We start from the raw sequence: 22,980 nt of genomic DNA on the forward strand, positions 1-22,980 counted from the left end.
GAATTTAACAGGCTTCTCAATTCACATATCATTTCCCGTCTGTTTTGTCAACTCCTGATACTGAACCGACGCCCTAGTAGTCAGTAGTCAGTAGTCAGTAGTTAACGGTCAACTGTCAACTGTCAACTGTCAACTGTCATTCTCAACTCAAAACACTAACGGCTTGGCTAACTTCCTCAAGTTTTTGAACAACTTGACCGCTGCTGAGTAAAGTTTCGGCCTCAATTAAAGCCGAGTTCACATCCAAACAAACTCCGCTGCGCCACAGATAAAATCCGCCGTTCCAGATAGCAGATTGCATCAATTCCGAGGGTTTTCCCAGCAACACTTCCTGCATTTGTTTTAATAACTCAGAGGTTGATTCCAAGGCTGGATTTGTGCTGCTAAAACCGTACTCTCCGTGGGCTAAAAGCACTCGTTCAAACTCGGCATCCGGCTTAGCAATGCCGATAATCGCAGTACGATCGCGCGGCAAATCGCAGCTTCCCTCCAATCCTTTGACTGTGGTATAATTTTTGATTCCGCGCAGCTCAAAGGCTTTTTGAAACATACCTTCTGTGGGCGGGTGGACGTAGCCCGATATAACGTTAACGTCGCCGGTACAGGGACACCACATCAACTCCATTGTCGAAAAAGGTGGCCGTTTTCCAATTTCGCGCCGGTAGGGAACTAAAGCGGCGGCTTGAGGAAAATGCTTGGGAAGGTAAACAAAACCCAAACCCGTCTTGTCAAAAACTTGCTGGACTTTTTCTAAACTCAGTTTTCTCCAGTCAACGCCCAAACCGCGCCAAATTTCAATCAGGGGAATGCCTTCCTTGGTTGGCATGGTATCCCCCCCGTGCATGATGGTTGGGACGCCAGAGGCGGCTAAAATTAGGGCCGTTAAAGGGCTAATTGGAGCCGTGCGCGATCGCCCGTCGTAAGCAACACCAAACACGGCGACGGTAGAGACGGCAAACCCTTTTTCTCGGTTTGGGGGGGCAAGCATAGGGCCCAATTCTTCATAAGCATCGAGCATTCCGGCTAATTCTTCCCCAGTGGGCCGTTTAATGCGGTGGGAAATCATAAAAGCTCCGATTTGAGCCGGTGTTGCTTCTTGGAGTAGCATCATCCGCGTGGCTGCTGCTGCTTCGGAGCGAGTTAAGTTTTCTCCTGTGTGTACTCCGCTGCCAATTTTTCGCAGCAATTCTCTAAATGCGTCACTCATAACTTTTGAAGTTGGTAATTGGTAGTTTGTAGTTAGTAATTGGTAATTGGTAATTGGTAGTTAGTAATTGGTAAGATTTGAATCAGTTTCAATTTAAAATTCCCAAAATTCCGTTCAAAATTATCGAATTAAGTCCCTGATTTTTCTAGCTTGATTAAATCAAATGGCGGCACAAATTCGCGTACCAGATTCCAGAAATGGGCGATCGGCGGAATTTGCATTCGATCGTGAGTTGTCACCAACACGACTTCGCGAGTCCAAGTGGGATCTGCTGCCAATTGACCGATCGTCGAAACCTTGGAATTTGACCGATCTGGGGCGATCGACCGAATAGCTAAAGTGCGATCGCCCTTGGCGTCCACCAAAGCTGAATGCGGCAGCAAAGCAATCAATTCTCCCTGTCGCACCACACCCCGAAAAGCATCAAGAGTGTTGAGTTCCAAAACAGCATGAAGTTTAGCACCCATGCGTCCAAATTGTTCTTGCACCATCCGCTGCATTCCGTACCCGTCCTTAAACACCACTTGCGGGTAACAAATCAATTCCGGCCAAGGTACTCGATCGTACTGGGCCAGGGGATGACCCGCCGCCATCAACACCTCGATCGGCTCATTGTAGAGCACCTCAACCAACATTTCCGGGGCTTGAGTAAAATGGCGGTTGTTCATCACCACCGCTATGTCCACCAAACCGTCTTTGAGAACTTTCAGAGCTCGATCGCTACCGAGGGCAGTCACCCGCAATTGCACGTCTGGATAGTCGCGGCAAAACTTTTGCAGCACAGGCGGCAAATAAGCAGCGCAAACCGAGTGAATCGCAGCCACGCAAAGTTCCGGCTGCTTTCCCGCCCGTAAGTCTCCCAATTCTTCAGCAGCATTTCGCCAAGTCTGACAGATTTTGCGAGCGTGAGGTAGCAGGCATTCCCCTCCCACAGTCAGTTTCGCGTGGGCGGTGCGGTGAAACAGCGACAAACCCACTTCCGCTTCTAATCCCTGCACTTGGCGGCTAATAGTCGATTGGGTAACGCCACACTTCCGGGCCGCTTGCTGAAAGCTACCAGTTTCAGCAACTGAAAGAAATGCTTGAAGCTGCTCTAAGCGCATGGATGTTTAATTCGAGATGGTTTCAGAAATTTTACAGGAATATAATCTGTGACATTAACCGATTTAGTAGAAGAGTTTAGTACACTTTGATACAGGTACCGATTAGTTTTGATTCTGGGGCTAGACAAGCCAAGGCATTAGCAATTGACACTGCCCCGTCAGAAAGATGCGGGATGCTTGGCTGTTTCTTTGTGTATTATAAAACTTTATTAAGTTTGTAAACAGTAGTAAGCAATGGTAGTATCATATAGTCAGGAAGATCAACTGAGAGAATGATTGCGCTCGTTAAAAAATGGAGAGTCTGAATGCAACTAGCAGAGAGACACATCATTAAATCCACAGAACATCGTTTCGCTCCGATCGATAAATTAGCCTTTCAATCAAAAAATCTCTACAATGCTGCCAACTACGTTATCCGCCAAAACTTTATATATGGATGGGGATATCTCAATTACAACAAAATGGATCGGTTGATGAAATCTCATCCAGCATATAACGCGTTACCAGCAAAGGTAAGTCAACAAATATTGATGAGATTGGACAAGAATTGGCAAGGTTTTTTTGAAGCCATTAAAGTTTACAAAACTGAGTCCACACAATTTAAGGGACGCCCAAAAATCCCCAAGTACAAAGATAAAATCAAAGGACGAAATATTGTCATTTATACGATGCAGGCGATTAGTAGCAAGCAATTGAATAAAGGAATTATCAAGCTTTCAGGTACTAATATTTTAATTAAAACCCAGGTAAAACCAGAGCAGATTTGTCAAGTTAGATTGGTTCCCAAATGCGATTCCTATGTAATAGAGGTAATTTATAATGCTTGTACTGATCCCAGTCGAAGTGAACCGGAGTCCACCTTCAATGAAAACCAAAAACAGTCTATAGCTAGTATTGATTTAGGATTGAATAATTTAGTGGCGTTAACTTCAAATCAGCCGGGATTTCTTCCTTTACTGATTAACGGGCGACCAATGAAATCAATTAATCAATTCTATAACAAGCGTAAAGCACATCTACAATCTCAATTAAAAGGTCGGCGTAAAACCTCATCACGCATTCAACGCCTAACTCGTTGTCGAAACCAGAAAATCGATAATTACTTGCACTCATCGAGTCGTGACATCATCAATATTTTAAGAGAACGAAAGATTGGGACTCTGATAATTGGTAAAAATGTAGAATGGAAAAACGAGATTAATTTGGGGAAACAAACTAATCAGAACTTCGTAACAGTTCCTCATGCTCGATTGATTGAGATGTTGGAATATAAGGCGGCATTGGTTGGAATAAGAGTGATGGTGCAGGAAGAATCATATACTTCTCAATCCAGTTTCCTGAATTTAGACCCGATTCCTGTTTACGGGGAGAATGGTGCTGATTATGTCTTGTTTAGTGGTAAACGAATTAAGAGAGGATTGTACAAAACATCGAGCGGTCGATTAATTAACGCCGATGTTAATGGCTCTTATAATATCTTAAGAAAAGCAATCCCAAATGCTTTTAGCAATGGGATAGGGAGCTGCGTAGTTCAGCCAAGGCGGGTTAATCCGCTCGAAGTGAAAGTGAAAGGGGAGGGACTTCATGCCTCCCACGTCATCCAATAAATGACTATACTTTTACAAGCTATAAACTAGAAATTAGCGGGTCAGCAACACAAGTGCAACTAGGATCGATCGCACAGGAAAGCCGAAATGCTGCAATTTATTAAGCATTTATTAAGATTATGTCATTTAACCACAATTTTATTCCGCAAGATGGCTGTTGCCAGTGGCAACCCCAGTTGATGGGACTGCACGCCGTCAGCGATGTGTTAATTGCCTTGGCTTATTATTCAATTCCAGCAATTCTGACATACTATGCCCGCAAGCAGCGAGACGTGCCTTTGAGCAAGGGGTTTCTCCTATTGGGAGCCTGGTTTTTCTGCGGCGGGACAACTCACTTGATGCAAGTTTGGATGCTGGTGCATCCCAGCTACTGGCTGTCAAGTTCGATCGCCGCCGTTACCGCTATCATCTCTTTGTGGGCTGTAGCGTCCCTGATACCCTGGGTTCCTCCAGTGTTGGCTTGGGCTGGGGCGGCGTCTTTTCCAGGAAATACGGCGCTGGAATCTGAAAAGGTCGAGCGACTGCAAGCCGACTCTGTTATTACAAATTCCGTCCCCTCCCTCACAACCGAACTCCAGCAAATTAACCAGCAATTGCTTGCAGAAATAACGCAGCGCGAGCGAGTCGAGGATCTCCTGCTTGACACTGTAGGCAAGCTGCAAGAAAGCGAAGAACGCTTCCGCGTTTTTCAGGAATTATCTCTAGACGGATTTAACGTATTCCGCAGCATTCGCGACGAATCCACAATTGTGGATTTTGAATGGGAATACGTCAATCCCGCAGCGGCAAAAATTCAGCATAGTACCCCGGACGAATTAATCGGCAAGCGATTGCTGCAAGTGCTGCCGGGGCATAAAGATAGCGGTTTGTTCGACCGTTACGTGCAAGTTGTAGAAACAGGAATTACCCTCGATACCGAGATTTATTACAACAACGAAGGCATTGTCGGCTGGTTTCGGATTATGACCGTTAAATTGGGCGACGGGATTGCTATTTCTTTTGGCGATATTACTAAGCGCAAGCAAGTAGAATCATCCCTGCGCGAGGCGCTGCAAAAACTCACTTCTCATTTTGAAAATACGCCCCTAGCGGTGATTGAGTGGGATAAAAATTTTCGTCTCAGCGGGTGGTCGCCGGCGGCCGAGAAGATTTTTGGGTGGGAAAAAATAGAAGTGTTAGGCAAGCATTTTAGCGAATGGAACTTTATTTCTAAGGGCGATTTTGAAGAGGTAAAATCGGCAATTTATAGTTTAAACCAACCAGAAAATCGCTGCAATGTAGTTCGCAACAGCAATTATAATAAGTCGGGTTCGTTGGTACACTGCGAATGGTACAATTCGGCTTTTTACAGCGATTCGGGACAGTTGATATCGGTGCTGTCTCTGGTTTTGGACGTGACGGAACGCTTTAAATTTCTGGAAGTGCTGCGACAGTCTGAAGAGCGGTTTCGGATTGCGGCAGAAAGTGCCAGCGATTTGATTTACGAATGGGATATCGAAACCGGGATCGTGCTGTGGTTCGGTCACGTAGACCAACATTTGGAGTACGAAAAAGGCGGATTTCCGAGGACAAGAGCAGCTTGGAACAGTATCTTGCACCCGATCGACCGCGATCGAGTTTTAGCCGCGGTCGATCGGTATTTGAGTGCGCCCGACAGTTCTGCCACCCCATTTTTTCAGGAATACCGGGTTCAGTGCCAACGGGGCGGCTTGCTCTATTGGATCGATCGGGGCAAAGCAGTGCTTGACAAACAAGGCAATCCCTGCAAATGGATCGGCGTGATTAGCGACATTACCGCTCGCAAAGAGGCCGAAGAACAGCGGAACCTAGCCTTGGCCAGGGAACAGGCTGCCCGTCGCCAAGCCGAAGCCAGCGAACAGTTGTACCGCGTCCTCGCTGAAGCCATCCCGCAAATAGTTTGGACTGCCACAGCCGACGGCTGGCTGGACTACTACAACCAGCGCTGGTTTGAATATACGGGCTTGACGCTGGAGGAAACTCAAGGCTGGGGGTGGCAGCCAGTTTTGCATCCAGATGACGTGGAAAACTGCCTAGAACGCTGGAAGACCTCCGTGCAGACGGGGAGGACTTACGAGGTGGAATACCGCTTTAAACGGGCATCTGACGGGGCTTACCGCTGGCATCTGGGCAGGGCATTGCCCGTGCGGGATGCTGAGGGGAAAATTATCAAGTGGTTCGGGACTTGTACGGATATTGACGATCGCCAGCGAGCGACCCAAACAGCCTATTTTCGCGCTCAAGCTTTGGCTGTGCTGTCGTCGGCTTCCCTGGATTACGAGGAGGCGCTGCAAGGTTTGGCAGATTTAACAGTACCGGCGCTGGGGGATTGGTGCTGCGTGCATTTGCTCGATGCCGACGGCTCGATCCGCTTGCACGCAGTTGCTCATTCAGATCCGAGCAAAGTCGCTCTGCTGTGGCAAATCGATCGGCGTATGCCGCTAGACCCCCAGGGACGGCACGGAGTAGCAAAGGTGCTGCGGACTGGGGAGTCGAAGCTATACGCAGAAATACCGGAATGGGTGATCGAGGCGGTTGTGCCCGACAGGGAACTGCAGTTGGTGCTGCGATCCCAATCCCAGGTGCTGTCGGCAATCTGCGTGCCGCTGATCGCTCGCGGGCGGACGCTGGGAGCGATTTCGCTGCTGTGCGGGGAGTCGGGCCGCCGCTGCGGGGAGAGCGATTTGGTTTTGCTGGAGGATTTGGCGCGGGATGCGGCGGTGGCGATCGACAATGCGCGGCTTTACCGGGAAGCAGCCGAGGCCAACCGGATTAAAGACCAGTTTTTGGGAACGCTTTCTCACGAGTTGCGGACGCCTCTGAACGCGATTTTGGGCTGGGCCCAGATGCTGCGGCAGCGCCAGATGAGTGCTGAAAAAACGGCTGTGGGTTTGGAGACTATTGAGCGAAACGCGCGGTTGCAGACTCAGATGATTGAGGATTTGCTCGACGTTTCCCGGATTGTGAGCGGCAAAGTGTGTTTGAAGCTGTTCCCGGTGGATTTGGCACGGATTGTAGAAATGGCCGTGAAGGCGCTGAGCCTTGAGGCTGAAGCTAGGGGAATTGAATTGGTGAGTTTTTGCAGCGAAGGGGTGAGCTCGGTGAGGGGCGATGCTACTCGTTTGCAGCAGGTGGTGTCTAATTTGCTCTCGAATGCTATTAAGTTTACGCCGCCGTCGGGTCGCGTGGAAATAAGGCTCTCGGAGGATGGGGAACCGGGAGCAGCGGGTGGCGCCCTCTTGTCTGGGCCGTCTCCGGTTCACTCTGTTTCGATCGTTGTCAGCGATACGGGAATTGGCATTAGCAAGGAGTTTTTGCCGTTTGTGTTCGATCGCTTCCGCCAAGCTGACAGCACTTCTACGCGCAATTACGGCGGGCTGGGACTGGGATTGGCGATCGTCCGCCATCTCGTGGAACTCCACGGCGGGACTGTCTGGGCCGAAAGTCCTGGGGAAGGACTCGGCTCGACTTTCGGAGTGCGGCTGCCAATAACAAAAGTCAACAGTTAACTGTTAACTTTTGTTATTGGTTACTGGTTATTCGTTATTTTATTGATGCCAGAACTTTGCTCTTGAGCGTAAGATTCATTGGTAAAATAGTAATGGCTGTGCGGTTCGTTTTTAGGACTTACTCCATTTACCACTAAGCCCAGAACGTGTTGGCTTGATTTCTTCAATAGCTCCTTCGCAAAAGCCACAGTACCAGAATGAAGAACTCCAGGTCGCACAACCAATAAAATCCCATCTGCTTTATTCCCCAGAATCAGAGCATCAGCAGCAACATTCAGAGAAGGAGCATCAACGATCACGGCATCATAAGTAGCCGAAAATTGCTTAATTAATAAAGTGAGCCGCTGGGAGTCCAACAGAGCCATTGGATTAGGCGGAATTACTCCGCAAGTGAGTATATCTAAATTATCCATGACTTGGGCGATCGCATCCCCAAACCCAGCTTGTCCGACTATCACATTGCTCAAGCCTACTTGATTGGGAAGTTCCCAAATCCGATGTTGAACTGGACAGTGCATATCCGCATCTACCAGCAAAACCTTCCGTCCTAATTGAGCTATAGCTACAGCCAAATTAGCCGATACAGTAGACTTGCCTTCTTGCGGTAGCGAACTACTGACAACAATCACTTTCAGCTCTTTATCCGAACTCAGGAACCTCAGATTTGCCTGAAGCATTCGGTAAGCAGCACTGCTCGAAGTATGAGGATTATCTCTAACAACAATCTGTCGGGGAGATGCCTCTAAATCCAGGGAAGTAGATTTAAGCCGCCAGGCCTTGCGCCGAGGATTTTTTTCAGACTTTTTATGAAAAGGAATCACTCCCAACAAAGTAAACCCAAATAATTCCCTCGCCTCTTCAATAGTTTTCACGGACTTATCTTGAGACTCTAAAAGCAGCGCCGCAGCTATAGCCAGCAGAGTTCCCAACAAGCCGCCAGATACCAGCAATAAAGACTTGCGAGAACGCACTGGTTCTTCAGGGACACTCGGATTTTGGATAATCCGAGCATTCCCCACTTGCTGATTTTCAGTAATCCGAATTTCCTGGAGTTTTTTTTGCAATTCCTGATAATCAGCTTCGGCTTCTTGGAGTTTTCTTTCCAGTTCCCGCTTTTCCTTCTCTAGCTTAGGCAAAACTTTTACCCGCTGCTTGTAAGCAGCTAGAGCATTTGAGAGAATAGTAACTCGCTCAGCCAAACCCTGGCGTTCTACATCTACCTTGATAAATTCTTCGATTAGTTTTGGTTTCACATCTCCTATCTGTAAACTTTGATTTTGCAACGGCTGATCCCCGCCTAAAACTTGTTGTATTTGTTTGTCTAGTAAAGCTTTCATCGTAGCTTTCTTATTTTCTAACCTAGTTATTATAGGCGAATTGTCCAGGTAGCGATTTTGCTCAATTGCTAACTGCCGCTCTATTTGTTTGTACTCTTTCAGAGCTTCCTGCACAGTGCTAGATTGGCTGAGGGTGCTGGCGGTCAATGCTTGCTGGGGATTCATTTGTAACTCGTATTCAAATGCTTTGGACTTAGCACTGGCATTGAGCAAATCCGACTTAGCTTGGTCGATTTGACTTTCTAGTCCTGCCATAACTGCCACGGCTGATTTAGCTTCTTCTTCAAGATTTACGACTTTATTCTCTTCTTTAAATTTGCTCAATTCTGCCGCTGCTTTCCGCATAGCTTGGTCGGAATTAGGCAGTTTTTTTTCAATAAACTGTCGAACAGACACAGCTTCTAGGCGATTCACTTTTTGATTGTTATCTATATAAAAATTCATCAGGGTTTTTACGACATCGGCTGCTACTTTTGGGTTTTGGTGTTTGTATGAAACCGTTAGGATATCAGCTCCCCGAATAGTAGCTACTGTCAGTTTCTTTAAAACCTCTTTTGTTTTCACAGGATTATTTGTTTCGTCTTTTAACTGAAGCCTATTTATCGTTTTTTCAACATTTTCTAGAGAACGAATCAGTTCGATCTCGGTAGTCAGAGGGTTACTTTGCTCCGCCGCCGGAGTCAACTGTCCAATTTCTTTTCCCAATTCTGTTAAAGCAGAGCCAGCAGTTGTTTTCTTAAATAACAGCTTTCCTTCTGCTTCATAAACTGCTTTTTCCTTCAGCGTGGCGTAGGTGGTGAGTGCCACAACCGAGGCAAATACAGCTAAGGCTGGCAGCCACCGGCGCTTGAGAATCTGCCAGTATTCCGGAAATCCGATACCACTTTCAGTTGATTCCATCTGTTACTCCAGAAAAATGATTTTTTGTAAACTCTAACACCCTAGGGCGTGTGTTCAAACTATAACCACAACAGACAAAGGCGAGCGTAATCATGGCTGTATAATTTCCAGCCAATTTCTCATATCGGGTAGCAATACGTCTCCATTGCTTGAGTCGGTTGATAGCAGATTCAACTATATTGCGTTGACGGTAGATTTCACGGATAAAAGGATCGCGACGTAGTTCCTTTGAAAGTCGTGGGATGGTAAAACGGATATTTATGATACCTCGCCCACGTAGATCGCGAAGGATGCGACGATGTGCGATCGCCTTTGTCTGCTTTGTAAAACTTATCTAAACTTGTCTAAACTCATTTTTAGACACAATTCGAGTTCACTTCCTACGCTGTTGGGTAGACGGCTAATCCCAAGATAAGTAGGCTATCCCCCAATAGCCTTGGGTTCCCAGTTTAAAATATTTAAACTCGCATTCACATCACGATCTAAAGATCTCCCACAAGCAGGACAGTCAAAAGTCCGAACGCTTAGTGGCATATCTTTTTTATGGCCACAATTAGAACAGGTTTTAGAGCTAGGGAACCATTGATCTACCAGCACTAAAGTTGCTCCATACATTTTGCACTTGTAATCAAGTTGGCGTTTGAATTCGTAAAATCCTATATCTGATATTGCCCCAGCTAACTTGTGATTCGCCATCATGCCTTTTATATTCAAGTCTTCAATCTTAATTAGCTTGAAATTTTGGGCGGTGGGAGTTGTTAACTTGTGAAGAAAATCTAGGCGAATGCAAGCTATCCGCGCGTGGAGTCTGCTGATCTTATTATAGGTTTTGCGTTGGTTTTGGGAGCCTTTTACCTGTTTTGAGGCTTGGCGCTGCAAAGTAGCAAGTTTGGTTTTCGCACGGGCTTTTAAGGGTTTTGGTGCATCAAAGACCTGCTGGTTTGACAGCGTGGCCGCATATTTAATGCCCACATCGATTCCCACGGATGCCTGAGACTGTTGAACTGGTAAACGTTCGGCATCAACACAGAAGGAAACAAACCAACGACTTCCTTCTTTTGAAATCGTAAAAGTTTGAGACACGTAACCGCATTCTAGGGCTTCGTAGAGCCGAAAAGTTCCCAAGGTAGGAATCTTTATGGTGTTGCCAGCGCTTAGTAGAACTTTTCCGTTAGACGAATCGACTGTAAAAGATTGACCGTCTCGGCGACTAGCGAATCTTGGATGACCTGCTTTCCCAGATCGATACCGACTAAACGCATCTTTTAGATCGATCAACGCATTTTGGTAAACTCGACTAGACAACTGGTTCATCCAGCCGAATTCAGGCTTTTTCTTGACGTAGTTGGTAAGAACTTTTTTGACTTCGTTGATTACCTTCGAGTCGGTAAATTTCCCCTCACTATACATTTGAGTTCGCAGGCTTAATCCAAAATTAAATACTACACGCCGGAATCCTGCGTGTCTTGCCATCAAAGTCGCTTCGTTGTTATTCAATTTTAGCGCTCGTTTAACGGCAAACATAGAACTTCCTCAAGGGCGATTAAGTATGGATAAGTTTAGCGAACTATTTGGCACTTAAGTCTTGCTCATTATTGAGGATATCCACTGTATCACTTAAGTCAAGCACTGTCATAGTTTTAACACATATATCGTTGGCCATCCCCCTAGAGAAATATTTTTGGGTGAAATTATGTAAATAATTGTAAAGTTCTGAGCGATCGAACCAGTAGTAGGAGAAGATAGACGCAGCAATAAGGTGGCATCTATAAATTTTAGCTGAAAAAATCCTCTCCCAAATGAAATCAAGAGACGGGACATATTCTTGATAATCTCTCCTTAACCATAATATCACTTGAGTTAGGCCCGACGATTAAAAGGTTGATTAATTTCAGGGGAGAGTGTGGTATAAAAAACTACCTCAACATTAGGTACTCGATCTACTTACGGTAAAGTTGTTGTCTAATAGGGTCGGAAGAATATGATCAGAAAAAAAATTAGCAAAGTGTTGGTGGGATTAAGAACCCGTCATTTTTTGATAATCGATGCAATTTGTTTTGCGATCGCACCGTTACTGGCCTTGGAAATTCGTTTAGATGGCATATTGGATCTGACTCCCTACTTACAGAGCCTAGCGGTAGTTACAGTATTATTTGTAGCAGTCAAACTTATAGTATTTTATGCCGGCGGCTTCTACAAGCGTTACTGGCGGTATGCGGGCCTGGAAGAAATGGCACAAATAACGATGCTGATAGGTATATCCCTAGCAGGGGAAATTATCTTGTTCCAAGAACTATACCAGCTAAATAATTCGCCGATCGCAAATCTGCCACGCTCGCTGCCGCTACTAGACGCTATGATCAGCTTTTTGTTAGTGGCGGCGATTCGTTTCAGCATTCCAGCCCTGGAAAGATGGAACCAAAAATCGTGGAAAGTTCAGCAACGCGAGCGCGTCCTGATAGTCGGTGCGGGCAGTGCAGGCACATCTCTGATGCAAACGATGCAGAGGAGCCCAGAGGTAGGACTAGAGCCAATCGCTTTCATAGACGACGACCGCAAAAAAATCTCCAAGCAGATTGGCAGACTGACTGTAGTCGGCAATCGCTGTAACATTCCGGAGGTAGTTCGATCGCTAAATATCGACAAAGTTATGATTGCCATCCCCTCAGCTCCGGGAAAAGAGATTAGGGAGATCGTAGAAATTTGTCAGTCAATTGGAATTCCAACCAGCACCCTCCCCGGCCTCAATGAAATCATCAACGGTCGTGTCAGTTTAGGTAGCCTCAGAGATGTACAGATTGAGGACTTGCTCCGCCGCGAACCCATCCAAACCGATGTTGAGAAAGTCTTGGGATTGATGGGAGGTAAGAAAGTTCTAATTACCGGTGCGGGTGGCTCCATCGGCAGCGAACTTTGTCGGCAAATATTAAAGTGCGCTCCTGCGGAAATCATCATCGTCGGACACGGAGAAAATTCTGTATTCAACATTCAACAAGAATTAGGAAAAGCCCTGTCAGAACTCAAAAAAACCAGCCCAACCCCAACAGATATTACTCGCGTGACAGCCTTTATGGCCGATATTCGCTTTCGCGAGCGCTTAGAGTACGTTTTTCTAACAGTGAGACCAGACATCATTTTTCATGCGGCCGCTCACAAACACGTACCCATGATGGAATTAAACCCGCCGGAAGCGATTACTAACAACGTGCGGGGGACGAAAAATCTCCTGGATCTGGCATTGAAATACAATGTGCAACAATTTGTGATGATTTCCACCGACAAAGCGGTGAATCCAACTAGCATTATGGGAGCTAGCAAAAGAGTTGCCGAAATGCTGGTGCTGCAAGCAGCCAAAAAAAGCAAAAACCCCTTTGTAGTGGTTCGTTTCGGTAATGTTCTTGGCAGTCGAGGTAGCGTCGTACCTACTTTCAAGCGACAAATTGCTGAGGGCGGGCCGATCACAATTACCCATCCAGATATCACTCGCTATTTCATGACAATTCCCGAGGCAGTTCAACTGGTTTTGCAGGCAGCAGTCATCGGCAATGGCGGGGAAGTATTCATGCTGGAGATGGGGGAACCAGTCAGAATTTTTGATTTAGCAAAAGATTTGATTCAGCTCTCAGGATATGAAGTGGGTAAAGACATAGAAATCGCGTTTACAGGGCTGCGGCCGGGAGAAAAATTGTTTGAAGAACTGTTTATTCCGGGCGAGAAATACAACCGCACTAAACACGAAAAAATTCTGAGTCTCGGCAATGCCAGCCGCCTAGTGAAAGAAAATATTGACCCGGAAATAGAAGCCCTTTGTCAAGCAGGCGATCGCAATGATACCACTTTAATAGTCTCAATGTTACAGCAGTTAGTTCCTGAGTACGTACCAGGGTATTCAACCGCCAATTTGCAAGCCACTACAGCCCAAAAAACAACCCCTGTGGCAAAGATTAGCAGTGCAGCATCTATTCAGTTAGAGAATGATTTGCGAGTGGCTCTGGCAAATGAGGAGTTTCGGATTCACTATCAGCCGATCGTCTGCCTGGAAACTAATAAGATTAGTAGTTTTGAAGCGCTATTGCGCTGGCAGCACCCAAATCGAGGTTTGCTTTGGCCAGACGAATTCCTACCAGCGGCAGAAGAAACAGGCTTGATTGTTCCTATTGGCGAGTGGGTACTGCGGCAAGCTTGCAGCCAGATGCGGATTTGGCAGTCGCAATTTCGTCTTAACGCTCCTTTAACAGTCAGCGTGAATCTGACTAGCAAACAGTTTTTCCAAGCTGACTTAATCGAGACGATTGCCAAAATATTGAAAGAAACAAATCTCGATGCTCAGAGTTTGAGGTTAGAAATTCCTGAGTATGTTGTGACGGAAAATTCCGAGTTGGCTGGGTCTGTTTTTCTCAAACTTAAAACTTTAGGTGTGCAAGTACAAATCGACCACTGTGGTCTTAGTGATGTATCATTAACTCAGCTCTACCAATTGACGCGGCTGAAGTATGGGAAATTCGACAGTTTGAAGCTAGATTGCTCTCTAGTCACCGGCCTGGATGCTAGCAACCCCAACTTAGAAATTTTTCACAAAATTATTGCCATAACTCAGGAGTTAGGTATGGGCATGATTGCCACAGGAGTAGAAACGAGGTGGCAAATAGCTGAGCTCAAAGCTCTGAAGTGCGTCTACGGACAGGGATACTTTTTCTCGAAGCCTGTAGAAGGCTCTAAGGTAGAAAAATTGATTGGGGCTATGGCTGTTAAAAGTTAATGGGACATTTGTGAATAATTTTGAAAGGGGAAATACACGATTGGGAACTCACAAATTAGCAAGCAGGTAATTAGTTACTAATGCAACAGTTGAAACCACTAACATTACGCCGTAATTTTTCCTGGACTTTCACTGGCAACCTCATTTATGCGGCTTCCCAGTGGGGGATGTTGGTGGTGCTTGCTAAATTGGGCAGTCCTGAAATGGTGGGTCAATTTACCTTGGGATTGGCAGTGACAGCGCCTGTGGTGATGTTTACTAATCTGCAACTGCGAGGTATCCAAGCGACGGATGCGAAAGGGGACTATGTTTTTAGTGATTATCTGGGTCTGAGGTTAATTGGAACTGGGTTAGCACTATTGATAATTGCGGGCATTACGCTCAAAGCTGGATACCGAGGGGAGACATCCTTGGTGATTTTGACTATCGCACTGGCGAAATCCTTCGAGTCGATCAGCGACGTGTTTTACGGATTGATTCAACAGCACGAACGGATGGATAGGATTGCCATCGCCCTGATGATTAAAGGGCCTTTGTCGTTATTACTTTTAAGCATCGGAGTTTCCCTGACTGAGAGTGTTTTAGGGGGAGCGATCGGATTAGCAGTTGCGTGGGGTTTAGTTCTCTTCGGCTGGGATCTTCGCAATGGTAGATTAATTTTAAAGAATTCCTCGCACGGGAGAGAGGAAGAAAATTTATTAGTTGCCGATGCTGAACCTGCAAAAAGCCAAAATCCCTTGTACCCGCGCTGGGACGGAAAAACTTTGGCAAAGTTAGTTTGGCTGGCTTTACCCCTAGGTTTTGTGATGATGTTGATTTCGCTAAATACTAATATTCCTCGCTATTTTATCGAGCGGTATTTGGGCGAACGGGAACTGGGGATTTTCGCTGCAATGTCTTACCTGATGGTGGTTGGGCAGATGGTAGTGAGTGCGCTTGCGGAGTCTGCAAGTCCGCGGCTGGCAAAATATTATGCGGCGGGAAATAGCACTGCTTTTCGCAGACTTTTGCTGAAGCTGGTGGGGGTTGGCTTGATGTTAGGTGCGGGAGGCGTTTTTGTCGCTGTTGTTGCCGGCCCGGAAATCCTAACTTTACTCTATAAACCGGAGTATGCTGAGCGGGCTGATTTGTTCGCGTGGCTGATGGTGGCTGCGGGTATGGGTTACGTTTCTTCCTTTTTGGGTTACGGGATGACGGCAGCTAGATACTTTCGGGTGCAAATGCCTTTGTTTGTTTTGGTAACGGGGAGTTCTGCGATCGCTTGTTTCTGGTTAATTCCGACACAGGGAGTCCTAGGGGCGGCGATCGCGCTGATCGTTGGGGCGATCGTTCAAGCAGTTTTTAGTTTCGGAGTTATTATTCATGCACTATACCGACTCAACAAATATCAAGGAACCAAATCAAATATCGACTAAACAGCGTCCGATCCGCATTCTTCATGTTGTTGGCGGTATGAATCGTGGCGGAGTGGAAACTTGGCTGATGCACGTTTTGCGAAATATCGATCGCGATCGCTTTCAGATGGACTTTCTAGTTCACACTGAGAAACCCTGTCCTTACGACGACGAAGTGCGTGTTCTTGGTAGCAAGATTATCCCCTGCCTCAATCCTGAAAAACCTTGGCTGTACGCTCGCAACTTTAAACGAATTCTACGCGAATACGGGCCCTATGATATTGTTCACAGCCACGTTCACCACTTCAGCGGTTACGTTCTTTGGTTAGCAAAACAAGCAGGCATAGGTGTACGCATTGCCCAAAGCCATAACGATACCTCCTCGGTTCAGGCAAAAGCAGGATGGTATCGGCGTTTGTATCTCGCTTTAACAGAATGGTGTGTAGATCGCTATGCAACAGTTGGTTTAGGAGTTAGCTACAAGGCAGCGGGGTCTCTATTCGGTTCAGCATGGTCAACCGATCCGCGCAGGCAAATTCTTTACTATGGCATCGATCTAACTCCGTTCCAGTCTCCTGTCAATTCGGTTGCTATTCGGACTGAATTGGGTTTACCTGCGGATGCTTTTGCGATCGGTCACGTAGGCAGATTTATAGAACAAAAGAACCATCTGTTTCTCTTGGAAATTGTGGCGGAAGTTGCCAAACGAGAACCAAAAATGCGCCTATTACTGATAGGAGATGGTTCGTTGCGCCCAGAAATAGAACAAAAAGTTATTCAGCTTGGTTTGACAGACGTTATTATTTTCGCAGGTCTCCGACCCGACGTACCCCACTTAATGCTAGGTGCTATGGATGTATTCCTTTTGCCATCCTTTCATGAAGGGTTGCCTTTAGTATTGCTCGAAGCACAGGCTGCTGGACTTCCCTGTATTTTCTCCGATGTCATTACGGAGGAAGTCGATATTGTCAAGCCTCTGGTGCGGCGAATTTCCTTGTCGCGCTCGGCATCTGATTGGGCAGAGGAAGTTTTGTCAGCACGAGCCGATACATCAGCCATTACCCAATCGAATACCCTAGCGGTTTTAGAAAAGAGTTCTTTCAGTATTGAGATGAGTGTAAAAGAGCTAACAAAAGTGTATCAGGCTAACTTTCCTAGCTGCTAGCGTTAGTCATTTCTCCTAATTTTCTTTTATGTTAGACGTGCTGTTCTGGTTTAGCTTTTTCTATTGGACGGTGATACCATCGACCAAAACTCCGTGGTTTGAAATTGAATCGATACCTGTTAACGGCAAAGACATACTTCTTGTGGCAGTCGCTTGCATATTTTTGCTGTGGCCAAGGAGGAATAAACCGTCAAGTACCACTATGCCCCGACGGGAACACCTAATCACCGCCTTCCTCGAACCTTGGCATTATCACTTGCCGATTTTGACAGTTAGCCTGATATTTTACGCTACACTATCCCTTCAAGATAGCCGAATGGACCCGCGCGACGCTAAGGGAATGATTTGTACCCTGATATTGACAGCATCCAGCTTTTTGCTGGGCTATAATGCGATCGCCAAAAGACCAGTGGCATCTGTACGATCATTTCTCTGGCGACTTACAGTTTGTCTAGGTGCGGTGGGGCTGTTATACACAGCCACATCTTTATCATCCTTCCAATTGGCTGGTGTAAGAAGCGCGCTCATTAACGATACGACGGTGCGAGTACAAGGCCCGCTGTTTGGGTCAGATGATGGATATTTTGCGCTAATACCAGCTTTGGCCTTTGCGATTCAAGATATCATTCAAACTCCTACTCAACGTTTATTTAAGCTTGCCATTATTTTTGTTTTAATGCTGACTCTGATCGGTATGGGATCGCGGGGCGCACTGGTAATTCTTGGCTTATTTCTTGGTTTGATAATCTTGTTTAATAAAAATAAGAAGATTGCGGCTCTTGCTGCTCTGGGAGTGATTGTTTTCGTAATGATAGCAGGGCTAATAGTTTTGGCGACATCAAATAGTGGCAATCGCTTGCAATCCTTAGAAGACTCATCTCGTTCAGATACATACTCAACCTCTTTTAAGATTATAGGTAATCGGACTAACGACTTGAATATTTTGGGTTCAGGTTATGGCTCTTATTGGGATTGGTATATTCTAGATATTGAGGATGGTTCAGATGTAGATGGAGGTCGAACTTTCAAAATAATACGAACTTCCTTCGGACCGATTTTATATCACCCTCACTCAACTTTTTTGCTACTAATTGTCGAGCTAGGAATGGTGGGTTTCCTATATTTTGTCTTCTTGTTGACTGTTTATGCCCGTCTCCTGCTTCGGGATTCAAGAAAATTGGTCTTTCCAATTTTTGCCTGTGGCATGGTTGCCTCAGTATTTTCAGTATTTATGAATTTTTTCATTTTTAGGCTACACATACTCAGTTGTCTGTGGTGGATTTTCCTATTCGGTGCTTTAGCCTTGAGTTCAGGTGCTAGTCCCTGTCAGACACAAAATACTATTCCTCCCCATGAGTGATCGCAGTTGGCAAGATAGATATTACAGACGTTAAACAGGTAGCAAGACGCTCGCAAACGAACTTAACCAATGAGTAGCAAAAAAACAACAACTAATAAGTCTCCTGGCAAAGCAATTATGGTATTATCGGTTTTGTTGATTTCAGTTGTTTTTTATTTCAGCTCATGCAGTAGTGCTAATATCAGCTTATTATGTGCGGATGAAGTCCCCGTTATTGCCAATACAAATCCTAGAGTAGAAGTTCGTGCGGACGGTACTGCTATGGTTAACGGTAAACCATTTTTCCCCTTTGGTTTTTATCACGTTTCCTCGTCATCTACGGCAGAAGTTCGCATCAATCATATGCGGGAAATTGCAGCCGCCGGATTTAATATAATTCACCCTTCTTTCAAAACCAATGAAAAATTTGAAGAATATGAAAAATTTCTCAATGAGGCTGAGCGCAGCGGTATTTACGTTTTGACTGAATTTGAGTTAATCCCAAGGGTTAATCCCATTGAAGTAGTCAATAAATTTAAAAATAAACCAGTGATTTGGGGCTGGAGTATTGCTGATGATGTCGATAGTAATAAGGATGGATTTACGCCCCATCAGATTTTAGATTTACATTGTAAATTTAAGATGGCTGATCCCGCTCACATAACCTATATTAGCGGTAGCAAAGAAAAGAAAATTGCTAATTTTATCAATACGGCGGATGCAATTGGCGTTCAAGCTTATCCTGTTGGAGAAAATCTTTCCTTAAATTGGGTTAAACATATGATTTCTATTGCTCGCGATGCCGCCCCAAAAAATCGCTTAATTATTGGAAACGTGCAGTCATTTAGATGGTATTATGCAGGGGCGAAAGTACCAACTTTTGATGAAATTCGTAACATGACATATCAGGCAATTTTGGCTGGTGCCAAAGGAATTATTTACTATACTTATTACGATCGGCAGTGGAGTTTGCCAGAACATCCCGAGTTATGGTTGGGAATCAAATCTTTAGTACCAGAAATGCAAGCAATTAGCTCGTTCTTGCTAGACGGTGATTTGAAAAATATTGAGACGGGGGTAAAAAACCTCTTGGCTGGAATTTGGTTGTATCAAAATCAAACTTTAGCTGTGGTCATCAATACCTCATACGATCGCATTGGAGAAGTGGCAATAACACTTCCAGAAAATGTCAGAGAAGCACGACAGATTTTTCCCGATCGCGCTTCTGGTATGAGCGTTAAAAACGGTCAACTCACAGGTTCGCTAAATCCCTTAGATGTTCGCGTTTATAGTCTGAGAAACTAATTCATGAATGTTGTTGTCGCTCTTGAACATCGATTCGATCGCACGCCCGACGGAAAAGTTTGGACGCAGGTAGCGTTTCCACATTCCTTCTGGATGCGTTACTTGGAAGTTTTCGATCACGTGCGCGTGGTAGCGCGGGTTCGAGAAGTACCTTCTGTTTCTGGCGACTGGAAACGCGCAGACGGCGAAGGGGTTTCCTTCGCAGCCATACCATACTACCTCGGCCCTTGGCAGTACCTCCAGAAAGCACCGCAAGTCCAGCGTGCGGCAAGAAATGCAGTTGCACCCAACGATGCCGTGATTCTGCGGGTGAGTTCCCAGATTGCTACTTGCATCCAACCCATGTTAAGTCAGACAAATCATCCGTATGCTGTAGAAGTAGTAGCCGACCCCTATGATGTCTTCGCACCCGGTGCCGTTAAACATCCCTTGCGCCCGTTCTTTCGCTGGTGGTTCCCGCGCGGGTTGAGGCATCAATGCGCTGGGGCACTTTCTGCTGCCTACGTCACAGAAGGTGCCCTGCAATGCCGATACCCTCCTGGGCCTGGGGCGTTTTCCACCCACTATTCCAGCGTTGAATTGCCGAATTCAGCTTTTGCTGCAGCGCCCCGCTGTGACGATCGCCGCAAGCAAACGTTCACCCTGGTTAGTGTCGGCACGCTGGCTCAACTCTATAAAGCCCCAGATGTCCTGATTGATGCTGTAGCTACCTGCGTGCAGTCGGGATTAAACCTGAAGTTGGTTTTGATAGGAGATGGCAAATATCGCTCAGAATTGGAGGCGCGATCGCAGGCCTGCGGTATAGCAGATCGGGTTTGTTTCCTTGGCCAATTGAGCGCTGGCGATGCTGTACGCGCCGAGTTAGATCGAGCTGATATTTTCATTTTGCCTTCCCGCCAGGAAGGTTTACCGAGGGCAATGATTGAGGCGATGGCCCGATCGCTCCCGTGCATCGGCTCTACGGTAGGTGGCATTCCCGAACTGCTGCCGCCGGAAGATATGGTACCGCCCGGTGATGCGACTGCTTTGGCTAATAAAATTCGCGAAGTGGTGACTAATCCAGAACGCATGAGTCGGATGTCGGCCTGCAACCTGGAGAAAGCCAAAGACTATCGAGATGAAGTGCTACAGGAACGGCGGAATCAATTTTACCGCTACGTGCGAGAGATGACGGAAAAGTGGTTGAGGGAAACAAGATGAACAAACTATTGATAGTAACGACGATCGCACCAACTCTCCGCGCTTTTTTCGCACCCATTGCTCGCCACTTGCGCGAGATCGGTTGGGAGGTAGACGGGATGGCCAAAGGAGTTTCGACTTGTCCAGAATGCTTGCAGGCCTTCGATCGCACCTGGGAAATCAACTGGTCCCGAAACCCCACCGCGCCCCAAAATCTGCTGGTTGCGCCGCCACAAATCCGAGAAGTGTTAGCACAGCAGGCCTATAACCTGGTAAATGTTTCCACCCCCGTGGGGGCCTTTATCAGTCGTTATGTTCTCAATGATTTGAGAAAGCAGGGAAAACTCAAGGTGATCTATACTGCTCAAGGTTTTCACTTCTACAAAGGAGGTTCACCGCTCAAAAATGCGATTTTTCAGGGGCTAGAAAAGCTTGCGGGGCCTTGGACTGATTGCCTAGTTGTCGTGAACCGCGAGGATGAGGAAGCGGCCAAACGCTGGCTGGTTCCCCCTGAACGAGTCCGTTATATACCGGGAACTGGGTTGAATGTCGATCGCTACAACCCCTTGGAGATTCCTGAAGCAGAAATCCTGCGAGTGCGCCAAGAATTGGGAATATCACCGGATACGTCGCTGTTTTTGTCTGTTGCTGAGTTGATTCCCCGGAAGCGCCCCCACGACGTTTTAAAGGCTTTCGCTCGTTTGGGAAGACCAGAGGCACACTTAGCCTTTGCTGGCCAGGGACAAATCAAGGAGATGCAGCAGTTGGCCTCTCAGCTAGGAGTGGAAAATAAGGTGCATTTTTTGGGGTTTCGTCGGGACATTCCTGTGTTGATGCGGGCCTCAGCAGCAACAGTGCTGGCTTCTGAGCAAGAGGGGCTTCCCAATTGTGTCATGGAGTCGCTGTGTCTGGAAGTTCCGGCGATCGGTACAGATATTCGTGGCACTCGCGACTTGCTGGAAGGAGGTTGCGGTCTTCTTGTCAAGTTGGGAGATATCGACGGGTTGGCTCAGGCTATAGCTTGGGTGCTGGATCATCCTCAAGCAGCTCGCGAAATGGCACAGCGCGGTAGGAAAAGCATACTTGCTTACGAACTTCAGAACATCCTGAAGCAATACGAGGCTTTGTACGCTGAAATCAACAATCAACAATTAACAATTAACCAATGAGTAATATCGTTACAGGCGCGGCAGGTTTTATCGGCTCTCACTTAGTAGAAACTCTGTTAAAGCAAGGTGAGAAAGTTATCGGTATTGATGAAGTCAACGATTATTACGATCCCGAAATGAAGAGAAAAAATCTCGCTCATTTTGCAAAACATCCAAATTTTCAACTGATCGAGGACAATATTTTATCTTTGGATTGGCGATCGCTCTTAGCCAATACAGAAGTCATTTATCACCAAGCCGCGCAAGCCGGCGTCCGCGCTAGTTGGGGAGAGGGTTTCCGCAGCTACACCGATCGCAATATCAATGCAACTCAGGTACTCTTAGAAGCAGCAAAAGATGCACCACAACTGAAAAAGTTTGTATTAGCTTCTTCTTCGTCGGTGTACGGCAATGCTGAAACTTTCCCTACCAGCGAAACTGCCTGTCCTCAACCTGTTTCTCCCTACGGAATTACTAAGTTAGCTGCTGAACGTTTGTGTACGCTTTATTATCACAATTTCGGCGTTCCGGCAACCATGTTGCGCTATTTCACCGTTTACGGGCCTCGCCAGCGTCCCGATATGGCATTCCACATATTTTTTAAGTCAATTTTGCGCGGCGAAGCGATTTCAATTTACGGAAACGGACAGCAAACCCGAGACTTCACCTTTATCAGCGATTGCATTGCTGCTAATTTAGCTGCTGCTAAAGTTCCAGAATCTGTGGGCGAAATTTTCAATATAGGAGGGGGAAGTCGAGTTGCTTTAGCAGAAGTTATTCACACAATGGAAAACATTGTCGATCGCCCGATTCGCATCAATTACCTAGAATCGAGCAAAGGAGATGCCAGGGATACTAGCGCTGACGTATCCAAATCTCAGAAAATATTGGGATATCAGGCACAGGTTTCTTTGAGGGAAGGGTTGAAGCAAGAATGGGAATGGGTGCAGTCTTTGTATAGTTAGGGCGTACTTAACCTACTTGACGGATGCAGCTATCGGCAGGGATTG

At 46.3% G+C, this 22,980-nt stretch carries 14 protein-coding genes and 1 pseudogene; 10 read left to right on the forward strand and 5 right to left on the reverse strand.

All coding sequences use genetic code 11. The features are described 5' to 3' along the window. Positions 1–142 precede the first annotated feature (142 nt). Together QUB16_RS22795 and QUB16_RS22800 are read right to left on the reverse strand one after the other, a co-directional pair. Complete coding sequence (locus tag QUB16_RS22795; RefSeq protein ID WP_333319640.1) at positions 143–1,207, reverse strand: anthranilate phosphoribosyltransferase family protein; 1,065 nt, start codon at positions 1,205–1,207, stop codon at positions 143–145. 128 nt (positions 1,208–1,335) lie between these two features. After that, a complete protein-coding gene (locus QUB16_RS22800) occupies positions 1,336–2,310 on the reverse strand; it encodes a LysR family transcriptional regulator (protein WP_333319642.1) in 975 nt (324 codons plus the stop codon). Positions 2,311–2,615: 305 nt separating this feature from the next. Between QUB16_RS22800 and QUB16_RS22805 the strand changes: the two genes are divergently transcribed. Beyond that, positions 2,616–3,917: a transposase gene (locus QUB16_RS22805; RefSeq protein ID WP_333319644.1), complete on the forward strand. Its 1,302-nt coding sequence runs from the start codon at positions 2,616–2,618 to the stop codon at positions 3,915–3,917. Between the two features lie 119 nt (positions 3,918–4,036). Beyond that, positions 4,037–7,444, forward strand: coding sequence for a PAS domain S-box protein (locus QUB16_RS22810; protein ID WP_333319645.1), 3,408 nt, complete (start codon positions 4,037–4,039; stop codon positions 7,442–7,444). Positions 7,445–7,464: 20 nt separating this feature from the next. Here the strand turns inward: QUB16_RS22810 and QUB16_RS22815 are convergent, their stop codons facing one another. From QUB16_RS22815 to QUB16_RS22825, 3 genes and pseudogenes are all read right to left on the reverse strand, one after another. Beyond that, on the reverse strand, positions 7,465–9,681 hold the full coding sequence (locus QUB16_RS22815) for a polysaccharide biosynthesis tyrosine autokinase (RefSeq protein ID WP_333319647.1): 2,217 nt from the start codon (positions 9,679–9,681) through the stop codon (positions 7,465–7,467). 82 nt (positions 9,682–9,763) lie between these two features. Beyond that, positions 9,764–10,015 (reverse strand): annotated as a pseudogene (locus QUB16_RS33650) (transposase); the annotation flags it as partial. Positions 10,016–10,101: 86 nt separating this feature from the next. Continuing rightward, positions 10,102–11,205 carry an RNA-guided endonuclease TnpB family protein gene (locus tag QUB16_RS22825; RefSeq protein WP_333319648.1) on the reverse strand — a complete coding sequence of 368 codons (1,104 nt, stop codon included), beginning with the start codon at positions 11,203–11,205 and terminating at the stop codon, positions 10,102–10,104. A 457-nt stretch (positions 11,206–11,662) separates the two neighbouring features. Here QUB16_RS22825 and QUB16_RS22830 point away from each other — a divergent pair, with 457 nt between their 5' ends. From QUB16_RS22830 to QUB16_RS22865, 8 genes are all read left to right on the forward strand, one after another. Beyond that, positions 11,663–14,440 (forward strand): polysaccharide biosynthesis protein, encoded by a 2,778-nt coding sequence (locus QUB16_RS22830; RefSeq protein WP_333319650.1) that lies wholly within the window; start codon positions 11,663–11,665, stop codon positions 14,438–14,440. A gap of 80 nt (positions 14,441–14,520) precedes the next feature. Beyond that, positions 14,521–15,855 (forward strand): oligosaccharide flippase family protein, encoded by a 1,335-nt coding sequence (locus QUB16_RS22835; RefSeq protein ID WP_333319652.1) that lies wholly within the window; start codon positions 14,521–14,523, stop codon positions 15,853–15,855. Next, on the forward strand, positions 15,803–16,999 hold the full coding sequence (locus QUB16_RS22840; RefSeq protein ID WP_333319653.1) for a glycosyltransferase family 1 protein: 1,197 nt from the start codon (positions 15,803–15,805) through the stop codon (positions 16,997–16,999). The genes QUB16_RS22835 and QUB16_RS22840 overlap by 53 nt, the downstream gene beginning before the upstream one ends. Before the next feature lie 340 nt (positions 17,000–17,339). Continuing rightward, positions 17,340–18,359 carry a hypothetical protein gene (locus tag QUB16_RS22845; protein WP_333319655.1) on the forward strand — a complete coding sequence of 340 codons (1,020 nt, stop codon included), beginning with the start codon at positions 17,340–17,342 and terminating at the stop codon, positions 18,357–18,359. Positions 18,360–18,428: 69 nt separating this feature from the next. Beyond that, positions 18,429–19,643: a hypothetical protein gene (locus QUB16_RS22850; protein WP_333319657.1), complete on the forward strand. Its 1,215-nt coding sequence runs from the start codon at positions 18,429–18,431 to the stop codon at positions 19,641–19,643. Positions 19,644–19,646: 3 nt separating this feature from the next. After that, positions 19,647–20,843: a glycosyltransferase family 4 protein gene (locus QUB16_RS22855; protein ID WP_333319659.1), complete on the forward strand. Its 1,197-nt coding sequence runs from the start codon at positions 19,647–19,649 to the stop codon at positions 20,841–20,843. After that, a complete protein-coding gene (locus tag QUB16_RS22860; protein ID WP_333319661.1) occupies positions 20,840–21,991 on the forward strand; it encodes a glycosyltransferase in 1,152 nt (383 codons plus the stop codon). Before QUB16_RS22855 ends, QUB16_RS22860 begins: the two co-directional genes overlap by 4 nt. After that, the gene (locus tag QUB16_RS22865; RefSeq protein ID WP_333319663.1) at positions 21,988–22,935 is read left to right on the forward strand and encodes an NAD-dependent epimerase/dehydratase family protein; all 948 of its coding nucleotides are present in this window, start codon (positions 21,988–21,990) and stop codon (positions 22,933–22,935) included. The genes QUB16_RS22860 and QUB16_RS22865 overlap by 4 nt, the downstream gene beginning before the upstream one ends. Positions 22,936–22,980 lie beyond the last annotated feature (45 nt).

It is taken from the genome of Microcoleus sp. D3_18a_C4 (genome assembly GCF_036702415.1).
In the GTDB taxonomy this organism is placed as follows: domain Bacteria; phylum Cyanobacteriota; class Cyanobacteriia; order Cyanobacteriales; family Microcoleaceae; genus Microcoleus.